Raw genomic sequence first — 26,787 nt, forward strand, 5'->3', positions numbered from 1 at the left:
AATAAGTAAAAGGACAACTCGAAAGGTTGTCCTTTTTTTATCTTAACTTATGTTTAACAAAAGTTCCGTAAGAATATTTAATAAGAAATTGTTATCTATGTAAATCAAAATCAATATAATGATTACAAAAAATACCTGCACATTTTTTCTTTTTATTTTAACGATTTTCACCTCATTTGCGCAGGAAAAATTCACTCTAAGCGGAACCATCAGCGACAGCAAAAACAATGAAACTTTAATTGGAGTAAACATTTTTATTCCATCTTTAAAAATAGGAACCACAACAAACGAATACGGTTTTTATTCGCTTTCAGCCCCAAAAGGAGAATACGAAATCGAAATCAGTTATGTTGGCTATCAGACTATTCAAAAGCACATTTCTTTAAATCAAAATACAAAAACCAATTTTTCTATCAGTGAAGGAAATGGCGAAGAACTTCAAGAAGTTGTCATTACAGAAAACAAAGGCAAAATAAACGTCAAATCGCCAGAAATGAGTGTGAATAAACTCTCCATTTCTACCATAAAAAAAATGCCGGTAGTTTTAGGCGAAGTAGATGTTTTAAAATCTATTTTATTACTTCCTGGAGTAACCAATGCAGGTGAAGGTGCTTCTGGATTTAATGTTCGCGGAGGCGGTGCAGACCAGAACCTGATTCTTTTAGACGAAGCAACAATCTTTAATTCTTCTCATGTTTTCGGATTCTTTTCTGTTTTTAATCCTGATGCTATTAAAGATTTAAAATTATATAAAGGTGGAATTCCGGCGCGCTATGGCGGAAGAGCTTCTTCTGTTTTAGAAATTTATCAAAAAGATGGAAGCAGTAAAGATTTTCACATGAATGGCGGAATTGGGTTAATTTCAAGTCGCTTACTAGCTGAAGGTCCGATTGTGAAAGACAAAGGTTCTTTCCTGATTGGCGGACGAGCTTCTTATGCACATCTTTTTCTCAAATTTTCTGAAGATGACAAAGATAATGCCGCCTATTTTTATGATTTAAACACCAAATTAAGCTATAAACTCAATGACAATAACAGTCTTTATTTATCTGGATATTTTGGACGAGACGTTTTCAGGCTGAACAAAAGTTTTACTAATACCTACGGAAATTCAACTTTAAACCTGAGATGGAATCATCTGTATTCAAATAAATTATTCTCCAATCTCTCTTTAATTTACAGCGATTATTACTATGGTTTAGATCTTGATTTTGTGGGATTCAAATGGGACTCTGGAATCAAAAATTATAATATTAAATACGATTTCAAACATTATCTTTCAGATAAACTAAAACTAAATTATGGTGTAAACGGAATTTACTATGATTTTAATCCCGGAACCATAAAGCCAACTGGCGAAGATTCAGGAATCAATCCAGATCAATTAGACAAAAAATACGCTTTTGAACCTTCTGTTTATTTAGATGCTGAAAGTCAGATTTCTAAAAAAATCACCGTTGCATACGGATTGCGTTCCAGCTTATTTTACAGATTAGGCGCATCCACTATTAATTATTACGACAACAACCAGCCAGTGGTTTTTAATAATGATATGCAGATTTATGAAAAAGGTACGCCAACTTCAACAAAATATTTTGGCAAGAACAAAGTCATTCAGAGTTATAATAATCTTGAACCGCGTTTTTCTCTTTCTTATCAATTAAATGAAGACCAATCGATCAAAGCGAGCTATAACCGAATGGCACAATATCTTCAATTGATTTCCAACACCTCTTCTCCAACTCCTCTTGATGTCTGGATGCCGAGTGACAATTACATCAAACCTCAGCTTGCAGATCAAGTAGCTCTGGGTTATTTTAGAAATATCTATGATGACGCCTATTCTTTGGAAGTAGAAACCTATTACAAGAAAATACAAAACCGATTAGATTATATAGACGGAGCCGATTTAATTGCCAACAATGCCATCGAGCAGGTTATCTTAAACGGTCATATGCGATCATATGGTTTAGAATTAATGGTAAAGAAAAACAAAGGCCGATTTAATGGCTGGATTTCCTATACCATATCAAGATCAGAACAGCAGACTCCAGGAAGAACACCAGAAGAAACAGGTATCAATAATGGAAAATGGTATGCTTCGGCTTATGACAAAACCCATAATTTAGCCATTACATCAGCTTATAATTTAAACGAAAAATGGTCTTTTGGCGCTAACTTTGTATTGCAGTCAGGACAGCCCGTAACATATCCGAACGGTCAGTATGAATATTTAGGAATTGTGGTTCCGAGTTATGGCTTACGAAATGAAAACCGACTTCCTTCTTACAATCATTTGGATATTTCTGCCACTTTAACGCCAAGAAAGAACAAAGACAGAAACTGGAAAGGCGAATGGGTTTTCAGCATTTACAATCTTTATAATAGAATGAATGCTGCGTCAATCAACTTTAGGCAAAATGTTGACACAGGTGTAAATGAAGCCGTGAAATTATCTATTTTCGGAATTGTTCCAGCGGTAAGTTATAATTTCAAATTCTAGAAAATCAGTTCAAAAACTAAAAATATACTTATGAGAAAATTAGTTTTTTTAATCGCATTTTTCACATCCCTATTCTTTACTAGCTGCGAAGAAGTAGTTGATGTCGACTTAGACACCGCGCCTCCGAAATTGGTAATTGAAGCTGCCATCAATTGGGAAAAAGGCACTTCTGGAAAACAGCAGGTTATAAAACTTTCTACGACAACAGGCTATTTTGAGAGTCAGATTCCTGTCGTATCCAATGCTATAATTTCCATAAAAAATAGCAAAAATCAGACGTTTAATTTCGTTGAATTCAATAAATCTGGACGCTACATCTGCAATGACTTCATACCTCAGCTTAATGAACAATATACTTTAACCGTTATCAGCAGAGGAAATACATACACAGCGACAGAAACTCTAAAATCGGTTGCGCCAATTACAAGAATCGAACAGAAAAATGATGGCGGTTTTACAGGCAAGGACACCGAAATAAAAGCTTACTTTACAGATCCTGGAGACGAGGATAATTTTTATTTATTTAAATATGTTTATTCGAATAAGATAACTTCCAATTATTATGTTTCTGAAGATAAATTCTATCAAGGCAATGAAATTTTCAGCAGTACCGTTGATGAAGATTTAAAAACTGGAGATGAAGTCGAAATAACGCATTACGGAATTTCAAAACAATATTATAATTACATGAATATTTTGGTCAGCATTGCGGGCAGCAATGTTGGAGGTCCCTTTCAGTCGCCGCCTGCAACGGTAAAAGGAAACATTATCAATACAACAGATAAAAACAATTATCCGTTGGGTTATTTCTCCCTAAGCGAAACCAGTACAAAAAAGTACAAAATAGAGTAATTATGCAACCTATAATCAAAAACTTAACCGAGAAAAAACTCATTGGACATTTTTTAGAAATGTCTTTTATAGAGAATAAAACTTTTCAATTATGGAATGGTTTTATGCCAAATCGAAAAAAAATTAGCAATACAATTAATGCTAATTTATATTCTTTAGAAGTCTACGCAGAAAATCATTTTGATAATTTTGATCCTAATGACAGTTTCCAAAAGTGGGCTGCTGTAGAAGTTTCAGATTATTCAACTATTCCCGAAGGAATGGAGACGCTAATTGTTCCTGATGGTTTGTATGCTGTTTTTCTTCATATAGGCCCAGCCTCGGAAGGACATAAAACGTATCATTACATTTTTACGGAATGGCTTCCAAATTCTGAATATACGGTAGACGACAGACCGCATTTTGCCGTTATGAATGAAAAATATAAGAAAGACGATCCAGCTTCTGAAGAAGAAATCTGGATTCCGATAAAAAACAGAAATTAAGTATGATACTAGAAACACTAAAAACACTTTTCGATCGAGATTTAAACAAACTAAAAAGTGAAATGGAATCGTATCAAAATGAAAGTTCAATTTGGGCGATTGATAAAAACATCTCCAATTCTGCCGGAAATCTCTGCCTGCATTTAATTGGAAATCTAAATACTTATATCGGTGCAGAAATAGGAAAAACGGGATATATCCGCAATCGTCCTTTAGAGTTTTCGTTGAAAGACATTCCGAAATCAGAATTAGTTCAAAAAATTGAAGACACCATTTCAATTGTAAACAACGCTCTCGACAATTTAACAGAGGCCGATTTAGAAGCGATATACCCGCAGATTGTTTTCGAAAAAGAAATGAAAACTGGATTTTTCTTAATTCATCTTTCAACTCATTTAGCCTATCATTTAGGCCAAATTAATTATCACCGAAGACTTTTAGATTAAAAAACAGCTTCTCAACATATGTAAATGTTTTAAAAATTAGAATTACGAAACCTTTGTAACCTTAATTTTAATTTTTAAAACATGAAATATTTAATTTCTCTTTTATTATGCGCCTTAACATTCCAAACAAAAGCGCAAACTTTTAAAAATCCTGATTCATTATTTAATCCAGCTCCATATGGTTTCAGCCATGTATCTTCTGTAAAAACACCTGGCGAATTTATTTATATTTCAGGGCAAAGCGGCGGTTTGGGCAAAGAACATTTTTTAAACCCTGACTTTAGAATACAAGTTAAAACTGCCCTTGAAAACCTAAAAATAATTTTAAATAGTTATCAGCTAAAACCAGAAAATGTAATGAAAATTACAATCCTGATTGTTGATCACTCTCCTGAAAAATTAAAAATATGGGAAGAAGAAATTAGCAAGGTATGGAACGGCAAACCATTTCCTGCCAGCACATTAATTCCTGTTCCAAAATTAGCGCTTGATGGAATGCTCATCGAAGTGGATGCAATTGCTTTTAAAGCCAATTAACTTAAGACATTTTCTGCCAAAGACTATATCTTTTGTACATTTGTAATTCATTCAAAAAAACTTACATGTCATCACATCATATAGTCCGAGACGATCAGGAACCTGCTTTAATCATTGCCAATGGCGCTGCTTGCGATCCTGAATTATTAGGACAATTGCTAGAATGGTCTCCTTTGGTTGTTGTTTTAGATTCGGCTATCGAAAGAGTGATTGAATTGGGCATAAAAGTCGATGTTCTTTTGGGCGATTTTGATCGCGGATTTGATCCAGAAATTTACAAATCACAATTCCCAATAGAAATCGTTCATACGCCAGATCAGGATAAAACCGATCTAGAAAAAGCTTTTGATTATCTTATAGAAAGAAAAATTCCAGCCGTAAATGTCGTTTGGGCAACTGGAAGACGCGCCGATCATACCATAACAAACCTTACACAAATTGTTCGTTACCGAGATTTACTAAAAATTGTAATTCTTGATGACCATTCTAAAATATTCCTGCTGCCTACAAAATTTGAAAAATGGTATACCGAAAATACGCCAATTTCGTTAATTCCGATTGGTATTGTAAATGGAATTTATTCAACGAACTTGAAATATGAACTAAAAAACGATACGCTCACAATGGGCTACAGAACCGGAAGCAGTAATTCTGTCGAAAAAGACGGAATCGTGACCATTACACATCGTGAAGGTGATTTGCTTTTAATGGAATGTTTTGATTAGGAGAATTAAAAAATAAAAAGTCCCAGTGGGACGAAATATTTATAGATTATAATGCTTTAATCTAATTAAAGCTCCAGCGAAGCGACATCTGTTATGTCGCTCCGCTGGAGCTTTTGTTGTAATAATAAATTAAACTAGCTATAAACATTACGCTCCTCCGGAGCCATTCTTCAAAAAAGGAATCCCTATCTTTGCAATCGAAATCAATGAAAATGAAAGCAGAAAACAATTCGCAAAAAGACAATTTACACCCAAGAAATCTTCATAGAAACCGATATGATTTCGAAAAACTGATTTCAAATTGTCCCGAATTGAAAGCTTTTATTTTCATCAATAAACACGGGATCGAAACGATTGATTTCAGTAATCCACTGGCTGTAAAAACTTTAAATAAAGCTTTACTGCAAACCTATTACAATATTCAAAACTGGGATATTCCTAAAAATTACCTTTGCCCACCAATTCCAGGACGTGCCGATTATATTCACTACATCGCCGATTTATTGGCAGAAAGCAATAACAATCAAATTCCTGAAACTAGTACAGTTTTAGGATTAGATATCGGAACGGGTTCAAATTTAATCTATCCGATATTAGGGAATTCTATTTACAACTGGAGCTTTGTCGGAACCGATATTGACAAAAAATCAATTGAAAATTGTGCCAAAATTATTGAAGCTAATCCAAAATTAATCGATTCTCTCAGTTTGCAACAACAAACAGAACCCCGATTTATCTTTAAAAATATTATCACGCCCGAAGATCGTTTTACATTCACAATGTGCAATCCGCCTTTTCATGCATCAGCAGAAGAAGCAAATAAAAGCGCTTCGAGGAAAACTTCTAATTTAAATCCGAAAGAAAAAAAGAGTGCAAATCCTGTTTTAAACTTTGGCGGACAAAATGCAGAATTATGGTGCAATGGCGGTGAAATCGGATTTATAACCCAAATGATTTACGAAAGTGCCAAATATCCTTCGCAGGTTTTATGGTTTACCACTTTGGTTTCTAAAAAAGAAAATCTTGCTTCGATTTATAAAATCCTGAAAAAAGTAAATGCCACTTCGGTAAAAACAATCGAGATGTCTCAAGGACAAAAAAACAGCAGAATTGTGGCTTGGAGTTTTTTTGAAAACCCAAATTCGCAGAAACATTTCTTTTAACACATTCATTTCCAATGCCAAAACCTTGATTTTGCAGTTTACTTTTGCTACATTTATTGTAAACTATTTAAAATCAAGATCATGGCAGAATATATTGGTTATCTCGCATCTGTATTTATTGTTGGTGGTTTCTTGCTTAAAAATCTTCGAACCATACGATTCATTAATATGTTTGGCTGTATCTGCTTTGTCATTTATGGCATCTTTTTAAACGATTACAGAGATTTCAACCAATGGCTTTGGCCTGTCATTATTCCGAATGCGATTTTAGCGTTTGTTCAGATTTATTATCTGACTTCCAAAAACGACAAATCTTAAAATTATGATATTTTAAAATAAAATTCTGATACTCTTTTCACCCGCTCTACCCGTAACTTTAAGCTGAAATTGAATTTTATTACCATGTTGAAACTATATTCCCGAGTAGTCATTATACTTTTTTTAGCGACAAGCTGCGCTTCAAAAAAAACAAAATACGAAGACTATGTTTTTAAAACCAAAAGTGAAGAAGTAAATTATCAAACTGCTTATGATAAAGCTTTAAAACTTTGGAACATTCCGTACACCGAAGAAGATGTAAAAACAAGTTTTGGAACAGCGCATGTTGTAATGGCTGGCCCAAAAAACGGAAAAGATCTGGTTTTGCTTCACGGAATGGATGCCAGTTCTACCATGTGGTATCCCAATATTAAAGCTTTCTCTAAAAATCATCGCATTTACGCGATTGATTTTATCATGGAACCCAACAAATCCAATTTGACAGCAAAACCGCTTTCGTCAGACGATATTGTTGCTTTTTATAACGAAGTTTTCACTCACTATAAATTAAAGAATTTTGATCTTATTGGAGCTTCACGCGGCGGATGGATTGCGACAGTATTAGCCATTCAAAAACCAAATTCAATTGATAAAATTGTTTTATTAAGTCCAGCGCAAACTTTCAAATTTCTTGATAAACCCAGAAAAACAACTTCGGCATTAATGCTGAAACTTTTTCCGAGTGAAAAGAAATTCAGCAAAACATTAAATACTTTTTCAACTCATCCAGAAAATATAAGCCGTATTTACAAAAGGCAGTTTTATTTGGCCAATAAATATGCAAAATCCAATTCCAGCATGCTCAAAATGATGCCCTTTTCAGATAAAGAATTAGAATTTATTCAAAATCCAGTTTTAGTTTTAATTGGCGATAAAGACGTTATTAATTCGGAAGAAAGTTTAGAAAGAGCACATAAACATCTAAAAAACAGTAAAACCAAAGTTGTACAAGATGCTGGGCATTTTCTAACTATCGATCAGCCAAAAACTGTGAATGACGCTGTAATTAATTTTTTAGAATAAGATTTTGCTGGATCGAATTTTATGAACTTCGATAAATTAGCTTTGAATAGAAATTAGTGCAAATTAGTACAATTCGGGACAGACTTTAAATTACTTACTTACACAAACTTCGTATCTTTACAAAACCAAATTTTCAGTATACGCAAATGAAATTTCAAGTTTCCTCAGAATATAGTCCAAAAGGAGATCAGCCTCAAGCCATACAAAAACTGGCGCAAGGTGTAATCGACGGAGATAAATACCAAACTTTATTGGGAGTTACAGGTTCCGGAAAAACTTTTACCGTAGCCAATGTAATTCAGGAAGTGCAAAGACCAACTTTGGTTTTGGCGCACAATAAAACATTGGCGGCACAGTTATATTCAGAATTCAAGCAGTTTTTTCCGAACAATGCTGTTGAATATTTCGTTTCGTACTACGACTATTATCAGCCAGAAGCTTTTATGCCCGTGACTGGAGTTTTCATTGAAAAAGATTTATCTATCAATGAAGAACTAGAGAAAATGCGTTTGAGCACCACTTCCTCCCTACTTTCGGGAAGACGTGATGTTTTGGTTGTGGCTTCAGTTTCTTGTCTGTATGGTATTGGAAACCCTGTTGAGTTTCAGAAAAACGTAATCGAAATTAAAAGAGATCAAGTTATTTCTAGAACTAAATTATTGCACAGTTTAGTACAGAGTTTATACGCCAGAACAGAAGCCGATTTTAACCCTGGAACTTTCAGAATTAAAGGAGATACGGTTGAAGTTTATCCGAGTTATGCAGATGACGCGTATCGAATTCATTTCTTTGGGGATGAAATCGAAGAAATCGAATCATTTGATGCCAAGACTTCTCAAGTTATAGAGAAATTTCAGAGATTAACCATTTATCCAGCCAATATGTTTGTGACTTCTCCCGAAGTTTTACAAGGTGCGATCTGGCAGATTCAGCAGGATTTAGTGAAACAGGTTGATTATTTTAAAGAAATCGGAAAACATCTCGAAGCCAAACGTTTGGAAGAAAGAACCAATTTTGATTTAGAAATGATTCGCGAATTGGGCTATTGTTCTGGAATTGAAAATTACTCGCGTTACCTTGACGGACGTGAAGCTGGAACAAGACCTTTCTGCCTTTTAGATTATTTCCCAAGCGATTATTTGATGGTGGTTGACGAAAGCCACGTAACCGTTTCGCAGGTTCACGCTATGTATGGAGGCGATCGCAGCCGTAAAGAAAACTTGGTTGAATATGGTTTCCGTTTACCTGCCGCCATGGATAACCGTCCGTTGAAATTCGAAGAATTCGAAGCATTGCAAAATCAGGTGATTTACGTTTCGGCAACTCCTGCCGATTACGAACTACAGAAATCTGATGGAATTTATGTAGAACAAATTATTCGTCCAACCGGGTTATTAGATCCAGAAATTGAAGTTCGTCCAAGTTTAAATCAGATCGATGATTTAATTGAGGAAATTCAGGTTCGATGTGAATTGGATGAAAGAGTTTTGGTCACCACTTTAACCAAAAGAATGGCCGAAGAATTGGCCAAATATTTAACGAAAGTAAATATTAGATGCCGTTACATCCATTCGGAAGTTGATACTTTAGAACGTATCGAAATCATGCAAGATTTACGAAAAGGTCTTTTTGATGTTTTAATTGGAGTAAACTTGCTTCGTGAAGGTTTGGATTTACCAGAAGTTTCACTTGTTGCCATTTTAGATGCCGATAAAGAAGGTTTCTTGAGAAATCACAGATCTTTGACACAAACTATTGGTCGCGCAGCCAGAAACTTGAATGGTAAAGCCATTATGTATGCTGATAAAATCACAGCGAGCATGCAGCGAACAATTGATGAAACCAATTATAGAAGAACCAAACAGATTAATTTCAACGTAGAAAACAATATCGTTCCGCAAGCGCTAAACAAAAAAATCGAAAGCGCGTTTACCAAAAATCCGTTAGTTGAATATGAATTAGGACATCCGATTCCTGTTGCAGCTGAACCAGAAACAGCTTATTTATCTAAAACAGAATTGGAGAAAATGATTCGCGAAAAGCGTAAAACAATGGAAAAAGCCGCTAAAGAATTAGACTTTTTGCAAGCCGCCAAACTTCGTGACGAAATTAAAAAACTGCAGGAACAGCTGGCTTAATTATGCTGTTCCTTAAAAATCTCCAGCAAAACTATTGGATTGATTACGGTATTGGGAGATTTTTTCATCATCTCTAAAACACGTTTTACCGCAGAAAGATTCAATCCCATTTGTAAAGCAATCTGCTGAATGGCTTTGAATTCTCTTTCATGCAAAACACCGTCGCAATGCATGAGCAAAGCCAATCTGTAAAACTGATTAATGCGCTGCATCTCAGACGGTATTGGCAGTGATTTTGTTTCCTGATGAAATAAATCTTGAAATTCTTCTTCGCTAATATTCAATTCTACAGCCACAAGCCTTAAAAATTCAAGCTCACGTTTGTGCAAATGTCCGTCTACAGTGGCGAGGGTAATCATTTCTAAAAGTAAACTTCTTTTTTCTGCTTCTGTATTCATCAATTTATTATTTTTAGCTAAAATATTGCTTTTAAATAAAAATACAAAACACGGATAATGAAGAGGATTTTCTTGGCAATTTTACTTCTGTTTACTCTTATCGGAAAAGCACAAAGCACCGCTTCAAAAAACGTATCGACTTTTACGATTGAGGCGCCTCAGCTGGATACCTCAAAAAAAATCTGGATTTATCTTCCAGAAAATTATTCCAAAAACATTCAGAAAAAATACAGCGTTATTTACATGCACGATGCTCAAAATCTGTTTGATGCTAAAACTTCTTATTCTGGCGAATGGAATGTCGATGAAAAATTAGACAGTTTAAAAGCCCAAGTAATTGTGGTGGGAATCGAACATGGAAATGAAAAGCGCATTGATGAACTGACGCCATTTAAAAATGAAAAATACGGCGGTGGAAATGCCGACAATTACTTAGAGTTTATTGTAAAAACACTAAAACCGTATATCGATAAAAACTACAGAACCAAAACAAAAGCCAAAAACACCATTCTTTTTGGAAGTTCTCTCGGCGGATTGGTTTCGTATTACGGCACATTAAAATATCCCGAAGTTTTTGGAAAAGCAGGCGTTTTTTCGCCTTCATTCTGGTTTTCTCCTGAGATTTATACTTTTACAGAAAAACAACCTAAAATCAAAACGAAAATTTATTTTCTGTGCGGCGATAAAGAAAGTGATGACATGGTAAACGATTTGACTAAGATGAAACGTTTACTAGATACAAAACGCTGTTATTGCCTTCATCTAGACAAAACTAAAATTGTAAAAGGCGGAGAACACAATGAAAAACTTTGGCGTGATCATTTCGCAGAAGCAATACTTTGGCTGGGCTATTAATTGAAAAAAAAATAAAAACATCGCATACCAATGAAACTAATTTTAAGAGAATACAATCTCAAGCTAAAACACACTTTTACTATTTCAAGAGAGTCTATTGATTTTCAGCCTTCGCTAATTGTAGAATTGCAAAGCGATGGTTTTTCTGGTTTTGGAGAAGCCACTTCAAATCCGTATTACAATATCACGGTTCCAATGATGATGCAGGATTTAGAAAAAATCAGATCTATTATTGAAAATACTGAGAATGAAACTCCAGAAGTTTTTTGGGCAAAAATCCATCCGTATTTAAAAGAGGATATGTTTGCCTTGTGCGCGTTGGATTTGGCTTATAATGACTTGTATGCTCGCAAAAAAGGTAAAAAACTTTACGAATTGTGGAATTACACCACCGAAAGAAACCCAATGACGGATTATACAATTGGAATTGCTTCTATCGATAAAATGGTTTCTAAAATGCAGGAACTTCCTTGGCCGATTTATAAAATTAAATTAGGTACAAAAGAAGATATCGAAATTGTAAAAGCACTGCGTAAACACACCAATGCTGTTTTCAGAATTGATGCCAACTGCGGATGGACAGTTGAAGAAACCATCAACAACGCTGTTGAATTGAAAAAACTGGGCGTAGAATTCTTAGAACAGCCCATGAAAGCGGATAATTGGGAAGGACATAAAGAAGTTTTTAAACATTCTGTTCTTCCTGTAATTGCTGATGAAAGCTGTATTATCGAAGAAGATGTAGCAAAATGCCACAATCATTTTCATGGCGTGAATGTAAAACTGGTAAAATGTGGCGGTCTAACTCCTGGAAAACGCATGATCGAGGAAGCTAAAAAATTAGGCTTAAGAACCATGGTGGGTTGTATGACGGAATCTACTGTCGGAATTTCTGCAATTGCGCATTTGCTTCCGCAATTGGATTATGTAGATATGGACGGCGCACTTCTTTTAGCAGAAGATATTGCGACGGGAGTAACCATAAAAGATGGCGTTGTAAGTTATTCAGATCTTAACGGAACTGGTGTTACACTTTTATAAAAATGACAGTCGATAAATTTCCAGATCGAGTTATTGAAATTGACCAAGAACAGTATTTGTATTTTGGCGGAACTGCTTATTTGGGACTTCCAACAAACAAAGAGTTTCAAGAATTAGTGATTCAAAACATTTTGAATTGGGGAACTACATACGGAAGCTCCAGAACGGCAAATATTCAGCTGTCAGCTTATGACGCAGGCGAAAGCTTTTTGGCTTCTCATATTGGTTCTGAAAAGACTGTTACGGTTTCTTCAGGAATGCTGGCTGGAAAATTGGTTATTGATTTAATGAAAAAGCAGACTGATTGCTTTTTTCATTTGAATGATACGCATAATGCGATCCAAACTGAAAATAGTTTTCCAATATTCTTAGACGGAAATTTAAATAACCATTTATTAGATTCAAAATCTGAGAAAATAACGATTCTAACTGACGGGGTTCCATCTTTTGAAACAAAACATGCCGATTTATCGTTTTTAGAAAAAATTTCAAAAAGCAAAGAAATTACTTTAGTAATTGATGAATCGCATTCGCTAGGAATTACTGGCAAAAATGGTAGTGGAATTTATTCTTCAATTGAATTTCCCGTTAAAAGAAAAATCATGGTTTCTTCATTAGGAAAAGCTTTTGGATTAACTGGCGGTGTAATTGCTTCCGATTCTGAATTTATAAATCAAATCAAAGAATTGGAAACTTTTACAAGTGCCGCAGGAATGAATCCTGCTTTTGTACAGACACTTTCTGATGCCAGAGAAATTTATAAAATACAGCATCAAAAACTGCTGGATAATCTAAATTATATTGATTCGATTTTAATCAAAAACAGCACTATCTTATTTGATAAAAACTATCCTTTAATTTATCTTTTATCGAATGAATTAGTTGAAAAACTAAAACAGGAAAATATTATTATTGCCAGTTTCAGATATAAAAAAGAAGCTGAGCCTTTAAACCGAATTGTGATTACTGCCAATCATCTTAAACAGGATTTAGACAAACTTGTAAACGTTTTAAATGATTTTAATTCTCGTTTTTAATCATTTAAAAAAACTACCTTTGCAAAAAGTAAATAATGTTTTTTTAAGTTCAAGTAACGATTGGAAAAACCTGAAACTTTAAACATGAAACAAAAATTATGACAAATAACGATATACTTAAAAAACTTCGCGTGGCTTTGATGCTCCGTGATGACCAAATAGTTGAAATTTTAGAATTAGTAGATTTTAGAATTTCGAAATCAGAATTGGGCGCTTTTTTTAGAGCAGAGGATCATCCGAATTACATGGAATGTGGCGATCAGGTTTTACGCAATTTCTTAAACGGATTGGTGATTCATTTAAGAGGAACGAAAGAAAACCCTAAAAATCCAAACGAGGTTTTAGCAAAGCATAAAGCTGAAATTCCGAAAAGAGAAACCTCTAAAGAAAGACCAGAATTTAAAGCTGCTCCAAAAGATTCTGAAAAATACAGAGGCGATAAAAGTCCATCAAAATCAGGTTCTGCTGCTGGAAAGCCTAAGAAGAAATCATTCCCAAAAGGAAATGGAAAACCGGTTGTTGTAGAAAAAGTGGTTTACAAAAACGGGAAGAATAACAAATAATTTAACCTTAAAGTTTTATAGCCACGAATTCACGAATTATTTTTGATAATCTTTGAAAATAAAAATTCGTGAATTCGTGGCTATCTTTTTTTAAATTTTATTCTCCTCTATTTTATCAAAAAAAGCATCTTTAAAAGTCGCACCTATCGGCAGTTCTTTTCCATTAATAAAAACAGAAAAATTATCAGTTGATTCGATATGTTTTAGAGAAACAACATATGATTTATAAATCTGTATAAACTCATTTTCCGGTAACGATTCAATTACATTTTTCAAAGACGAATGCGTTATAATCTGTTGTTTTTCTGTATGAATGCAAACATAATTCTGGAGACTTTCTATATATAAAATGTCTCTCAAAAACACTTTCTGAAATTTATTCTTCCCATCTGTTTTAACAAAAAGAAAATCAGGCAGATTGCTCTGATTTGAGATTTCTATTTTAGGTTCTGAATTCAGCTTTGAAACCGCTTGATAAAAACGTTCAAACGAAATCGGCTTTAACAAATAATCGACTGCATTCAACTCAAAACCTTCTAAAGCAAAATCAGGATAAGCGGTTGTAAAAATGACTTTTATATTTTTCGAAATGATTCTAGAAAGTTGCAATCCCGTTAACTGCGGCATTTGAATATCCAAGAAAATCACATCAACAGATTGTGTGTTTAAAAATTCCAATGCTTTTAATGAATCATTAAAAACTCCAACTTTTTCAAGAAAATTTACTTTTCCTATATAGTTTTCCAATATTCTCGTTGCAGGCGGTTCATCATCTACAATAATGCATTTAAAAGCCATAGATTATATTTTTAGCGGTATTTTTAAGTACGTTTTAAAGGTATTATTTTCTTCTGTTTTTTCAAGAATAAATTGATTTTTGTACACATACTCAAGTCTTTTGGTAAGATTTTCAAAACCAATCCCGGTAGAGGAATAATTTTCTCCACTTACATTATAATTGAAAGTTGAAATTTCTAGAAAACCCTCTCTAATTTTGATAGAAATGAGAGCTTTTTCCTTTTCATCATTCAGTTTCCCGTGTTTAAAAACATTCTCCACAAAATGTACCAAAGCCGAAGAAATGAGTTTTTCGTTTGAATAATTCCCTTCAATTGTAAAATCTAAAAACAGCTGATCTTCAAAACGTTTTTTCTGCAAATGAATATAGTTTTGGATAAATTGAATTTCTTTTGAAAGTATGGCTTCATCTTTATCTGTTTCGGTAATAACGTATCGAAGCAAATCGGAAAGCACCAAAATATCATCAGCCATTTCGTCTTCTTTCAAAACCAACTGACTATAAAAAGAATTCAACGTATTAAACAAAAAATGTGGGCTAACCTGCGCTTTCAGCATTTGAAACTCAGCTTTTTTATTCTCCAAAAGCAATTCCTGGTTTTGATGTTGTGCGGTTTGAAACTGCCAAAACAAAAAAGTCAATGCGCTTAAAATTACAGCTGGCAATCCGAAGAAAAAATTGTCTTTTATGTAATAGGTAATTTCCCTTGCTTCTTCATAATAGTTGTGCATTCCTGTGATACTATACAAAACAACTTCTTCCAAAAAATAACGAACAGCAGTAAATAGCAATAACGAAACTGGAATTGTTAGAATATAAAAGAGTAATTTCTTTTTGTTTAAAAACCAATTACAAAAAAGATAAAAATTAAGGATGTAGATAATAAATACACTCAATAAATAAGCTGGAGTAATTCCTAAGTAAATAGATTGCAATACGAATTTTACTTCTCTATTATTTAGTCCAATATCCCAGAAAATATAGGTTAGAAGTAACAAAAAGAAAAGAACAATATGATAGTAAAAAGGAATTTTTGATTTCATAGTTTTTGATAATTAACTCAAAAATACGATTATGACTTTAAAAGAAAATGGTATTTATATGAAACCTTATTTTTTTGATGACAAACGGCTAAAAACTTTACACGAACATTTTGAAAGTGAAATCTGGATAGTTGGTCAAATGGAATCTGCGTTTCATCAAAAATGAAAATTAAGTTCTAAATCTGCTGATACATTTGCCATGAATTTAAAAACAAACGTCATGCAAAAAATCATTTTATTACTCGCAATTATCACATTAAATTTAACTTCTGCTCAAACCAAGAAAAAACAGATATTATTGGTTGGGACTTTTCATTACGCCAATCCAGGTCTTGATGTTGCTAAACTGAATAGTTTCAATATCATGTCTGAAAAGAGCCAAAAGGAACTCGAAATAATGAGTGACAAAATCAAAAAATTTGGTCCTGATAAAATATTCGTTGAATGGGAGTTTACCAAACAAGCAGAATTAGATAAGCTTTATAATAAAAACACGGATAGTCTTTTTAAAAACAATAAAAACGAAATAATACAACTGGCAATTCGCACGGCTAAAAAACTGAATCATAAAAAATTATATGGAATGAATCTTTATACTCCCTTTCGATATGATAGTTTAATGATAGCCATGGAAAAAGCAAACCAAAAGGAGTTAATGGAGAAAAACAAAGTTACAACAGGAAATTTTGAAAAAGAACATAATGAAAAAATAGCAAAAAGCTCATTACAAGAAATGATGCTATATTACAATACAAAACAAACCGAAAATGAAAATCTTCAATGGTATTTGGAAATAGCAAACAGAGCTGGAAATCCAGATGATTTTTCAGGACCTTCTTTAGTTGCAAATTGGTACAAAAGAAACTTGTACATGTATTCTCTAATTCAGAAACTAACCGAAAGCACAGATAACAAAATAATGGTCTTAGTTGGTGCAGGTCATGCTTCAATCATTCGAGGCTTTGTAGAAAATGATCCAACATTTGAAATTGTGGACTTATCAACTGTTTTTTTAACCACAAAGCACGCAAGGATTTTACCAAGTAATATGTATACAAACGCAAAGTTCGCAAAGCTATATGGATAAAGCTTTGCGAACTTTGCGTTTATGTAGATTCTTATATGTAAAAAATCCTTGCGCTCTTTGCGGTTAAAACAAAAAAATCCACTCCTTTCGGAATGGATTTTCTATATAAATTGATTTCTTATTTTAATTAAGAAAGAGCAGCTTTAACTTGGTCAGCAGCTTCTTGGAATTGAACTGCAGATAAGATTGGCATACCAGAGTTGTCAATTAATTCTTTTGCAATTTCTGCATTTGTTCCTTGCAAACGAACGATAATTGGCACATTGATAGCGTCTCCCATATTTTTGTAAGCGTCAACAACACCTTGAGCAACACGGTCACAACGAACGATACCTCCGAAGATGTTAATTAAGATAGCTTTTACGTTTGGATCTTTCAAGATAATTCTGAAAGCTGTCTCAACACGTTTTGCATCAGCAGTTCCTCCTACGTCAAGGAAGTTAGCAGGCTCAAAACCAGCATATTTAATTAAGTCCATAGTTGCCATTGCAAGACCAGCTCCGTTTACCATACATCCAACAGTACCGTCAAGGTCAACATAGTTAAGACCAACTTCTTTAGCTTCAACTTCGATTGGATTCTCCTCACGGATATCTCTCATTTCAGCATATTTAGGTTGTCTGTATAAAGCGTTATCGTCGATGTTAACTTTAGCGTCAACAGCTAAGATTTTGTTATCAGAAGTTTTAAGAACTGGATTGATTTCAAACATTGAAGCATCAGAACCAATGTAAGCATTGTAAAGTGCATCGATGAATTTCACCATTTCTTTGAAAGCATTTCCAGAAAGACCTAAATTGAAAGCAATTCTTCTAGCTTGGAAACCTTGTAATCCTACAGAAGGATCAATTTCTTCAGTAAAGATTAAGTGTGGAGTGTGCTCAGCAACTTCTTCGATATCCATTCCACCTTCAGTAGAATACATGATCATGTTGCGTCCTGTACCTCTATTCAATAAAACAGAAACATAAAATTCAGAAGTTTCGCTTTCTCCAGGATAGTAAACATCTTCAGCTACTAATACTTTGTTAACTTTTTTACCTTCAGGCGGAGTCTGAGGAGTAATTAATTGCATTCCGATGATTTGTTCTGCTAACTCTTCAACTTGTTGTAAGTTTTTTGCCAGCTTAACTCCACCACCTTTTCCACGACCACCTGCGTGAATTTGTGCTTTAATTACATGCCATCCTGTTCCAGTTTCGGCAGTTAATTGTTTTGCAGCAGCCACAGCTTCAACTGCATTATTAGCCACGATTCCGCGTTGCACACGTACTCCGTAACTCGCTAAAATTTCTTTTCCTTGATATTCGTGTATGTTCATAATATAGAATTTGTCTGGTTCTGAATTTATTTCAGAATAAAAGTGCGACAAAAGTAACAAAATACAACTGAATAGTAAAATCTTTTTCAATTAAATAAATGTTATATGTAGGTATTGAGCGTTGATAATTTTTCAAAGCAAACAAATCGTTAACGGAACAATTTGTTAATGTTAACACAATTCTCAGAAAACGTTTGATATTTAACAAAAAATTCATTGGTTTTATTGGCCTCCCGACGATTTTTCCTAATATATTTTAAGAGTAATTATATTTTTAGCAATTCGGGATGCCTTCTATAATAATATTAATAATTAAGAACCCTTTTTCTAATATTACAGCAAAAATGAAAGCAAAAGCACTATTTCAATACATTATGTTTAACGAAATCTGTATTTTTGTAAAAAAAATATCAAGAATGAGAGTTAAAGAACAAGGGCTTTATCTGCCTGAATTTGAACACGACAATTGTGGTGCAGGATTTATTTGTAATTTGAATGGTATTAAGTCAAATGATATTATTCACAAAGCATTAGACATCTTAATTAAATTGGAACATCGTGGTGCCGTAAGTTCTGATGGAAGAACTGGTGACGGAGCCGGAATTTTATTCGACATTCCTCATGATTTTTTTAAGAAAGTTTGTGACTTTGAAATCCCAGAAGCGCGTGAGTATGCAGTAGGAATGGTTTTTTTACCAAAAAGCAAAAACCAGGTTTCTTTTTGTATTAATGCATTTGAGGCTACTATTAAAGATCAAAACTTAAAAGTTTTAGGTTGGAGAGATGTACCTGTTGACGTTGAAAATTTAGGTGAAATCGCCGCAGAAAAAGAACCAACAATTAAACAAGTTTTCGTTTCTAAAAACGGACAAGATTTAACTGAACAAGAATTTAATGCAAAACTTTTTGCAGCTAGAAAAATTGCTGAACATGCCGTAAGAGGATCTAAGACCTCAGAAAGCCACATGTTTTATTTTACTAGTTTATCGACAACTACTATAATATATAAAGGTCTATTGATGCCGGAAGACATCAGCCGTTATTATATAGATTTGAAAGATCCAGACTTGGTGACACGTTTAGCGCTTGTACACCAACGTTTCTCTACAAATACATTCCCATCTTGGGATCTAGCTCAACCATTTAGATACATGTGTCACAATGGTGAGATCAACACACTTCGTGGAAACGTAAGCCGTATGCGTGCTCGTGAAGAGCTTATGCAAAGCGCAGTTTTTGGCGATGACATCAAAAAATTATTCCCAATTATCTTAGAAGGAAAATCAGATTCTGCTTCTATGGATATGGTGATTGAACTTTTATTAATGACTGGCCGTTCTCTTCCAGAGGCAATGATGATGGTAGTTCCTGAAGCTTGGGAAAAACACCAAACAATGTCTCCTGAGAAAAGAGCTTTCTACGAGTACAATGCTTGTATCATGGAGCCTTGGGATGGTCCAGCCTCTATTCCGTTTACTGATGGAAACGTAATTGGAGCTTTACTAGACAGAAATGGTTTACGTCCTTCTCGTTATACATTAACAAAAAGCGGCTTCGTAATTATGTCATCTGAAATTGGTGTATTAGACATCGATCCAGAAGATGTAATTCAACACGGTCGTCTTGAGCCAGGAAAAATGTTCTTGGTGGATATGAACGAAGGGCGTATCATCGAAGACGAAGAAGTAAAGAAAGCGATCGTTACAAAACGTCCATACAAACAATGGGTTGACGAAAACTTATTGCCTTTGGCTAGCGTTCCTTATACCAACAACCCTACTCCTGTTGAAAAATTAGATTTCTTAACAAGACAGCGTTTGTTTGGCTATACAATTGAAGATTTAAAAACGATCATTAACCCAATGGGTAGCGATGGAGCTGAAGCGATTAGTTCTATGGGTAACGATACACCTTTGGCAGTTCTTTCAGATCAGCCTCAGTTGTTGTACAATTACTTCAAACAATTGTTTGCTCAGGTTACAAACCCGCCATTGGATGGTATTCGTGAAGAAATCATTACGGATATCAGTTTAGCGATTGGTGGAGATTTCAATATTTTCGAAATCGAATCTAAACAATGTAAAAAATTAAAAATCCAAAATCCGGTTATTTCTAATGAGGATTTGGATAAAATCAGAAATATCGATCACGCAGATTTCAAATCGGCTACTATTTCTACTTTATATAAAATAGAAAAAGGAGTTAACGGTTTAGAGCGCGCGCTTGAAAAATGCGTTCAGGCGACTTTTAAAGCGGTTAATGAAGGATGCAACATCATCATCTTATCAGATAGAGGTGTAAGCGAAGAATTAGCTCCAATTCCTATGCTATTGGCTTGTTCTTACATTCACCACTCCTTAAACATTTTACAAGTTCGTTCAAAATTCGGAATCATCATCGAATCTGCTGAACCACGCGAACCACATCATTTTGCTTTATTGTTCGGATATGGTGCAAGCGCCATCAACCCTTACATGGTAAACGAAATCATTCACGATCAGGTTGAAAAAGGTTTCATTACAAAAGTAAAAGCAGATTATGCAGTTGTGAATTACAACAAAGCGATTGCAAAAGGAATCGTGAAAATCATGAACAAGATTGGTATCTCTACTTTACATTCATACAGAGCTGCTCAGATTTTCGAGATTTTAGGTTTAAACAAAACATTTACATCTAAATACTTCCCTTACACTCCATCAAGAATTGAAGGAATTGGTTTAATGGAAGTTGAAAAAGAGGTTAAAAAACGTTTCCAAAAAGCGTTCCCAAATTCAAAAATTGCAAACTTGCTTTCTCTTGAAATTGGAGGTATTTACAGATGGAGACGTGGTGGCGAAAAACACATGTTTAACCCAACTACGATTTCTAAATTACAACAGGCAGTTCGTTTAAACAGCCCTGAAAGTTATAAAGAATATGCAAATGCTGTAAACGAGCAAAGCTCAAACTTAATGACTATTAGAGGTTTGTTTGAATTCAACAACTTGGATCCAATTTCTATTGACGAAGTTGAGCCTTGGACAGAAATTGTGAAGAAATTCAAAACCGGAGCAATGTCTTATGGTTCTATCAGCCAAGAAGCGCACGAGAACTTAGCGATTGCAATGAACAGAATTGGTGGAAAAAGTAACTCTGGAGAAGGTGGAGAAGATCCAAGACGTTTCCAGAAAGAAATTAACGGAGATTCTAGAAACTCTGCCATTAAACAAGTTGCCTCTGGACGTTTTGGAGTTTCGATCAACTATTTGACAAATGCCAAAGAAATCCAAATCAAAATGGCTCAGGGAGCAAAACCTGGTGAAGGTGGTCAGTTGCCTGGAGAAAAAGTAGTGCCTTGGATTGCTGAAACCAGAAACTCTACTCCTTATGTAGGTTTGATTTCGCCTCCACCTCACCACGATATTTACTCTATTGAGGATTTATCTCAGTTGATTTACGATTTGAAAAATGCAAACCGTGAAGCTCGTATCAACGTGAAATTAGTTTCTGAAGTTGGAGTTGGAACTATCGCTGCCGGTGTTGCCAAAGCAAAAGCTGACGTTATTTTGATTTCAGGTTATGACGGAGGAACTGGAGCTGCTCCATTAACCTCTTTACAGCACACAGGTATTCCATGGGAACTTGGTTTAGCTGAAGCGCAACAAACTTTAATCTTAAATGATTTAAGAAGCCGTGTAGTTTTAGAATGTGACGGACAATTGAAAACAGGACGTGACGTTGCTATTGCAGCTTTATTAGGTGCAGAAGAATTCGGATTTGCAACAGCGCCGCTTGTAGCTTCTGGATGTATCATGATGAGAGCTTGTCACTTAAATACTTGCCCAGTTGGTATTGCAACTCAGGATCCAGAATTGAGAAAGAATTTCAAAGGAACTCCAGAGCACGTAATCAACTTCATGTATTTCATTGCTGAAGAGTTAAGAGAAATCATGGCGCAGTTAGGTTTCAGAACTTTAAAAGAAATGGTAGGTCAGTCTCAAAAATTAAACGTAGACAAAGCGATCAAACATTATAAAGCTAATGGTTTAGATTTATCAACTATTCTATACAAACCGGAAAAAGCTAAAACGGTTCCAAATCATAATACAACAACTCAAGATCACGCTCTTGAAAATGTATTGGATTTCGACATAATCAAAGAAGCAATTCCGTCTATCTATAGAAAAGAGAAAACGAGAGTTACTTTCAAAATCAAAAATACAGACCGTTCTGTAGGTGCGATTTTGAGTAACGAAATCTCAAAAATTTATGGCGCACAAGGATTACCAGATGACACTATTTTAGTTGATTTTGAAGGTTCTGCTGGACAAAGTTTTGGTGCATTTGCCACAAACGGATTGTCATTTAAAATTCACGGAAACTGTAATGACTATTTAGGAAAAGGTCTTTCTGGAGGAAAACTAATTGTAAAAGTACCTCCTACTGCGACTTTCAAACCTGAAGACAACATCATTATCGGAAACGTTGCCCTTTACGGAGCTATTACCGGAGAGGCTTATATTAATGGTATCGCAGGAGAACGTTTCTGTGTGAGAAACTCTGGAGCAACAGCAGTTGTAGAAGGAATTGGAGATCACGGATGCGAGTACATGACTGGTGGTACGGTAGTAGTTTTAGGAAAAACAGGAAGAAACTTCGCAGCTGGTATGAGCGGTGGTGTGGCTTATGTTTACGATCCAAATAAGAAATTCGATTCTACAGTTTGCAACATGGAAATGGTTGCATTCGATCCAATGGAAGAAGAAGATCTTACGAAACTAAGAAAACTGATCAAAAACCATTCGTTATACACTAGCAGTCCATTAGCAAAAAGAATTTTAGCAGACTGGGAAAACCAACAACAGCACTTCGTAAAAGTAATGCCAACTGATTACAAAAAAGCATTAAAACGAATTGCAGAAGAAAAACAAATAGAAGAATTAATAGCGGGATAAAAATCAATTTCAAAAAATAAAATTCCAAATTCCAATGGCAATATCAATGATAATGTCTTCCTAAGCGAAGTCGAAGGATTGGAATTTGGGACTTAAAGAAATTGGAATTTAATTTAAAAAGTCATGGGTAAAATAGGCGGATTTAAAGAATATAACAGAGCCGACGAAAGTAATTTAGCAGTTGCAGAACGCGTTTCGAACTACAACGAATTTACTATTCCGGTACCAAAAGATAAATTAAGAGAACAAGGATCAAGATGTATGGACTGTGGTATTCCTTTTTGCCACAGTGGTTGTCCGTTAGGAAATTTAATTCCTGACTTCAACGACATGGTACATCAGGAAGAATGGCAGAGCGCGTTGGAGATTTTACAATCTACCAACAACTTCCCTGAATTTACAGGACGCTTGTGCCCTGCTCCATGTGAGAAATCATGTGTATTAGGAATCATCAAAGATCCGGTTTCTATCGAAAACATCGAGAAAAGCATCGTAGAAAGAGGGTTTGCTGAAGGATGGATTAAACCTCAGCCACCAAAATCAAGAACTGGAAAAACGGTTGCCGTTATTGGTTCAGGACCTGCAGGTCTTGCTGCGGCTCAACAATTAAACAGAGCGGGTCACACTGTTACTGTTTTTGAAAGAGACAACGCAATTGGAGGTTTATTACGTTACGGAATTCCAAATTTCAAATTAGAAAAAGGAATCATCGACCGTCGTGTAGCTATTCTAGAAGCAGAAGGAATCACTTTCAAAACTAACGTAAATGTTGGTGTTAACTTCAGCGTAGAAGAATTAAATGCATTTGATTCTATCGTTTTATGTGGAGGAGCAACTGAAAGAAGAAGCTTGCCAACTAAAGGAATCGAAAGCAAAGGCGTTGTTCAGGCAATGGATTTCTTGACTCAACAAACTAAAGTTTTATACGGAGAATCAATTCCAGATCAAGTTAAAGCTACTGGAAAAGATGTAATCGTTATTGGTGGTGGAGATACTGGTTCTGACTGTATCGGTACTTCAAACAGACATGGAGCGAAATCGGTAACTAACTTTGAGATTTTGCCAAAACCTCCAGTTGGAAGAAGCGAATCAACTCCTTGGCCTTTCTGGCCGTTGCAGTTGAAAACATCTTCTTCTCACGAAGAAGGTTGCGACAGAAACTGGTTGATCAACACTAAAGAGTTTATTTCTAACGAAAAAGGTGAATTAACTGGATTAAAAACAGTTGAAGTGCAATGGAAAATGACTCCAGGTCAGCGTCCAGAATTAATCGAAAAAGAAGGTTCTGAAAAAATCTGGCCTTGCGATTTAGCTTTATTGGCTCTTGGGTTTACGGGTCCAGAGAAAACGTTAAGCGAGCAGTTAGGAATCGAAATTGACGCGAGAAACAACTATAAAGCACATAACTATCAGACAAACGTTCCTCACATTTTCACTGCTGGTGATATGAGAAGAGGACAATCATTAATCGTGTGGGCTATTTCAGAAGGTCGCGAAGCAGCAAGAGAGGTAGATTTATTCCTTATGGGATCTACAAACTTGCCTACTAAAGGAAAAGGAGATCTTCCTAGCCTGTAAAAAACCGAAAAAAAATACAACACATACTATGACAAAACCCTTGATTTTATATTCAGGGGTTTTGTTTTTTTTACCACTCCCGATAGTTATCAGGATAAAATGATTAGCACAGATTATTTTTGTCTGCCACGAATTGCACAAATTTTCACGAATTTTTATTTTCTGGTCGATTTATATTTCAAATACAACCCGTGGTTTAAACCACCCGGGACGCAATATATGATTACGTCCAATCCGTACGTTCCCATGGTTGAAACCACGGGCTATGTTTTGGCATTTTGCGAAAAATCTAAAATTAAAAATTTGCGAAATTTGTGTAATTTGCGGTAAAACATTTCAACAGCATTTATAAATTAGAGAAATTCGTGAATTCGTGGCAAAAAAACTTAGTATCTTAGCATCTCAGAACCTTAGCAACTTAAAAAGAGTTACAAAATCTCAAAAACAACAACTTTTTGTTTAAAATAAAACAATTTGTTATATTTTGTTATTTTTCTGCAAATTATTTGCTGGTAATCAAAAGTGTAATAACTTTGCCCAAAATGATTTAAAAATGCAAGCAAAAGATTTACTGCAGTTAGCAGACCAATTTGGAAGTCCATTGTATGTTTACGATGCTGAAAAAATCCAATCTCAGTACAACCGATTAACTAAAGCTTTCTCTAAGGTGGAGAACTTAAGAGTTAATTATGCCATGAAGGCATTGTCTAACATTGCGATTCTACAGTTATTAAAGAACATGGGGTCTGGTTTAGACACTGTATCTATTCAGGAAGTTCAGTTAGGGCTTCACGCTGGCTATGAACCCGAAAGAATTTTCTTTACACCAAACGGCGTTTCTCTGGAAGAGATTGAAGAAGTTGCCGCAATGGGAGTACAAATCAATATCGACAATTTATCTATTTTAGAGCAATTCGGAACAAAACATCCACATATTCCGGTATGTATCCGTATCAATCCACACGTAATGGCGGGCGGAAACGCTAACATTTCAGTTGGACATATCGATAGTAAATTCGGAATTTCTGTGCATCAGATTCCGCATATTTTGCGAATTGTAGAGAACACAAAGATGAGCATTATTGGAATTCACATGCACACAGGATCAGATATTTTAGATATCGAAGTATTCTTGTATGCTGCCGAAATCTTGTTCGATACCGCTAAACATTTCAAAGATTTACAATTCTTAGATTTCGGAAGCGGATTCAAAGTTCCTTACAAAAAAGACGATATCGAAACAGACATCGAAGAATTAGGTAAAAAATTATCTAAAAGATTCAATGCTTTCTGTGCAGAATACGGAAGAGATTTAACATTGATTTTCGAACCAGGAAAATTCTTGGTGAGCGAAGCTGGTCATTTCTTAGTAAAAGTAAACGTAGTAAAACAGACAACTTCTACAGTTTTCGCAGGAATTGATAGTGGTTTCAACCACTTAATCCGTCCGATGTTTTACGGATCTTCACACCATATCGAAAACATTTCCAATCCAAAAGGAAAAGAGCGTTTTTACTCTGTTGTAGGATACATTTGCGAAACGGATACTTTTGCAAACAACCGTAGAATTGCAGAAATCACTGAAGGTGACATTTTAGAATTCAGAAACGCTGGAGCATACTGTTTCTCAATGTCATCCAACTACAACTCAAGATACAAACCAGCCGAAGTTCTTTGGATGAACGGACAAGGAATCTTGATTCGTCAAGCAGAAACATTTGAAGATTTACTTAAAAATCAAATTCCGTTGCCACAAGAAATTGCTGCTACGGTTTAACAATAGAAAAAAAAGGAATATCACCGAAGTCCCGTTTCTTAATTGAGGCGGGATTTTTTTGTTTTTTATTTTTTTTCACGCAGATTTGGCAGATTGAGCAGATTTATTATTGATTTTTTTATTAGACTGAGCGAAGTCAAAATTTATATCGTTTTCTGCCTTGT

23 protein-coding genes are annotated in these 26,787 nt (G+C 34.8%); 19 read left to right on the top strand and 4 right to left on the bottom strand.

The features are described 5' to 3' along the window. Positions 1–118 precede the first annotated feature (118 nt). From GR162_RS19125 to uvrB, 10 genes are all read left to right on the top strand, one after another. Positions 119–2,503: a TonB-dependent receptor gene (locus GR162_RS19125; RefSeq protein WP_160783421.1), complete on the top strand. Its 2,385-nt coding sequence runs from the start codon at positions 119–121 to the stop codon at positions 2,501–2,503. 30 nt (positions 2,504–2,533) lie between these two features. Further along, positions 2,534–3,355, top strand: a complete 822-nt coding sequence (locus GR162_RS19130; RefSeq protein WP_160783422.1) for a DUF4249 domain-containing protein — start codon at positions 2,534–2,536, stop codon at positions 3,353–3,355. Between the two features lie 2 nt (positions 3,356–3,357). Further along, positions 3,358–3,840 carry a GyrI-like domain-containing protein gene (locus GR162_RS19135; RefSeq protein WP_160783423.1) on the top strand — a complete coding sequence of 161 codons (483 nt, stop codon included), beginning with the start codon at positions 3,358–3,360 and terminating at the stop codon, positions 3,838–3,840. A 2-nt stretch (positions 3,841–3,842) separates the two neighbouring features. Further along, positions 3,843–4,286: a DinB family protein gene (locus GR162_RS19140; protein WP_160783424.1), complete on the top strand. Its 444-nt coding sequence runs from the start codon at positions 3,843–3,845 to the stop codon at positions 4,284–4,286. A gap of 81 nt (positions 4,287–4,367) precedes the next feature. Beyond that, complete coding sequence (locus GR162_RS19145; protein WP_160783425.1) at positions 4,368–4,823, top strand: RidA family protein; 456 nt, start codon at positions 4,368–4,370, stop codon at positions 4,821–4,823. A gap of 65 nt (positions 4,824–4,888) precedes the next feature. Further along, positions 4,889–5,548, top strand: a complete 660-nt coding sequence (locus GR162_RS19150) for a thiamine diphosphokinase (protein WP_160783426.1) — start codon at positions 4,889–4,891, stop codon at positions 5,546–5,548. 212 nt (positions 5,549–5,760) lie between these two features. Further along, the gene (gene rlmF / locus GR162_RS19155) at positions 5,761–6,711 is read left to right on the top strand and encodes a 23S rRNA (adenine(1618)-N(6))-methyltransferase RlmF (protein WP_202393971.1); all 951 of its coding nucleotides are present in this window, start codon (positions 5,761–5,763) and stop codon (positions 6,709–6,711) included. 81 nt (positions 6,712–6,792) lie between these two features. Continuing rightward, a complete protein-coding gene (locus tag GR162_RS19160; protein WP_026728847.1) occupies positions 6,793–7,029 on the top strand; it encodes a hypothetical protein in 237 nt (78 codons plus the stop codon). 84 nt (positions 7,030–7,113) lie between these two features. Beyond that, positions 7,114–8,052, top strand: coding sequence for an alpha/beta fold hydrolase (locus GR162_RS19165; RefSeq protein ID WP_160783428.1), 939 nt, complete (start codon positions 7,114–7,116; stop codon positions 8,050–8,052). Between the two features lie 146 nt (positions 8,053–8,198). Then, positions 8,199–10,190, top strand: a complete 1,992-nt coding sequence (gene uvrB, locus GR162_RS19170; RefSeq protein ID WP_160783429.1) for an excinuclease ABC subunit UvrB — start codon at positions 8,199–8,201, stop codon at positions 10,188–10,190. On the opposite strand, the gene GR162_RS19175 is transcribed toward uvrB, so the two are convergent. Beyond that, positions 10,187–10,588, bottom strand: a complete 402-nt coding sequence (locus GR162_RS19175; RefSeq protein ID WP_160783430.1) for a TerB family tellurite resistance protein — start codon at positions 10,586–10,588, stop codon at positions 10,187–10,189. The genes uvrB and GR162_RS19175 overlap by 4 nt on opposite strands. A 57-nt stretch (positions 10,589–10,645) precedes the next feature. Between GR162_RS19175 and GR162_RS19180 the strand changes: the two genes are divergently transcribed. From GR162_RS19180 to GR162_RS19195, 4 genes are all read left to right on the top strand, one after another. Beyond that, complete coding sequence (locus GR162_RS19180) at positions 10,646–11,443, top strand: alpha/beta hydrolase (protein ID WP_160783431.1); 798 nt, start codon at positions 10,646–10,648, stop codon at positions 11,441–11,443. Between the two features lie 30 nt (positions 11,444–11,473). Next, a complete protein-coding gene (locus tag GR162_RS19185; protein WP_160783432.1) occupies positions 11,474–12,484 on the top strand; it encodes a dipeptide epimerase in 1,011 nt (336 codons plus the stop codon). A gap of 2 nt (positions 12,485–12,486) precedes the next feature. Further along, positions 12,487–13,521 carry an aminotransferase class I/II-fold pyridoxal phosphate-dependent enzyme gene (locus tag GR162_RS19190; RefSeq protein WP_160783433.1) on the top strand — a complete coding sequence of 345 codons (1,035 nt, stop codon included), beginning with the start codon at positions 12,487–12,489 and terminating at the stop codon, positions 13,519–13,521. Positions 13,522–13,619: 98 nt separating this feature from the next. Next, a complete protein-coding gene (locus tag GR162_RS19195; protein WP_160783434.1) occupies positions 13,620–14,084 on the top strand; it encodes a DUF1456 family protein in 465 nt (154 codons plus the stop codon). A 90-nt stretch (positions 14,085–14,174) separates the two neighbouring features. Here the strand turns inward: GR162_RS19195 and GR162_RS19200 are convergent, their stop codons facing one another. Together GR162_RS19200 and GR162_RS19205 are read right to left on the bottom strand one after the other, a co-directional pair. Next, on the bottom strand, positions 14,175–14,882 hold the full coding sequence (locus tag GR162_RS19200; protein ID WP_066032463.1) for a LytTR family DNA-binding domain-containing protein: 708 nt from the start codon (positions 14,880–14,882) through the stop codon (positions 14,175–14,177). A gap of 3 nt (positions 14,883–14,885) precedes the next feature. Then, positions 14,886–15,926, bottom strand: coding sequence for a sensor histidine kinase (locus GR162_RS19205; RefSeq protein WP_160783435.1), 1,041 nt, complete (start codon positions 15,924–15,926; stop codon positions 14,886–14,888). 31 nt (positions 15,927–15,957) lie between these two features. On the opposite strand from GR162_RS19205, the gene GR162_RS22365 reads away from it, so the two are divergent. Together GR162_RS22365 and GR162_RS19210 are read left to right on the top strand one after the other, a co-directional pair. After that, positions 15,958–16,092, top strand: coding sequence for a hypothetical protein (locus GR162_RS22365; RefSeq protein WP_255459916.1), 135 nt, complete (start codon positions 15,958–15,960; stop codon positions 16,090–16,092). Positions 16,093–16,146: 54 nt separating this feature from the next. Further along, complete coding sequence (locus tag GR162_RS19210) at positions 16,147–17,013, top strand: DUF5694 domain-containing protein (RefSeq protein WP_237421399.1); 867 nt, start codon at positions 16,147–16,149, stop codon at positions 17,011–17,013. A gap of 127 nt (positions 17,014–17,140) precedes the next feature. Here GR162_RS19210 and sucC read toward each other — a convergent pair whose 3' ends face one another. Next, positions 17,141–18,334, bottom strand: coding sequence for an ADP-forming succinate--CoA ligase subunit beta (gene sucC / locus GR162_RS19215; protein WP_091131042.1), 1,194 nt, complete (start codon positions 18,332–18,334; stop codon positions 17,141–17,143). A 416-nt stretch (positions 18,335–18,750) separates the two neighbouring features. Between sucC and gltB the strand changes: the two genes are divergently transcribed. The 3 genes from gltB (at position 18,751) to lysA (ending at position 26,623) form a co-directional block, all read left to right on the top strand. Continuing rightward, positions 18,751–23,268 (top strand): glutamate synthase large subunit, encoded by a 4,518-nt coding sequence (gene gltB / locus GR162_RS19220; protein WP_160783436.1) that lies wholly within the window; start codon positions 18,751–18,753, stop codon positions 23,266–23,268. Between the two features lie 123 nt (positions 23,269–23,391). Beyond that, entirely contained in the window at positions 23,392–24,846 is a 1,455-nt protein-coding gene (locus tag GR162_RS19225; protein ID WP_008462117.1) for a glutamate synthase subunit beta, read from the top strand. A gap of 484 nt (positions 24,847–25,330) precedes the next feature. Continuing rightward, the gene (lysA, locus tag GR162_RS19230; RefSeq protein WP_255459917.1) at positions 25,331–26,623 is read left to right on the top strand and encodes a diaminopimelate decarboxylase; all 1,293 of its coding nucleotides are present in this window, start codon (positions 25,331–25,333) and stop codon (positions 26,621–26,623) included. Positions 26,624–26,787: the final 164 nt, after the last annotated feature.

It is taken from the genome of Flavobacterium sp. HBTb2-11-1 (genome assembly GCF_009826975.1).
GTDB lineage: Bacteria > Bacteroidota > Bacteroidia > Flavobacteriales > Flavobacteriaceae > Flavobacterium.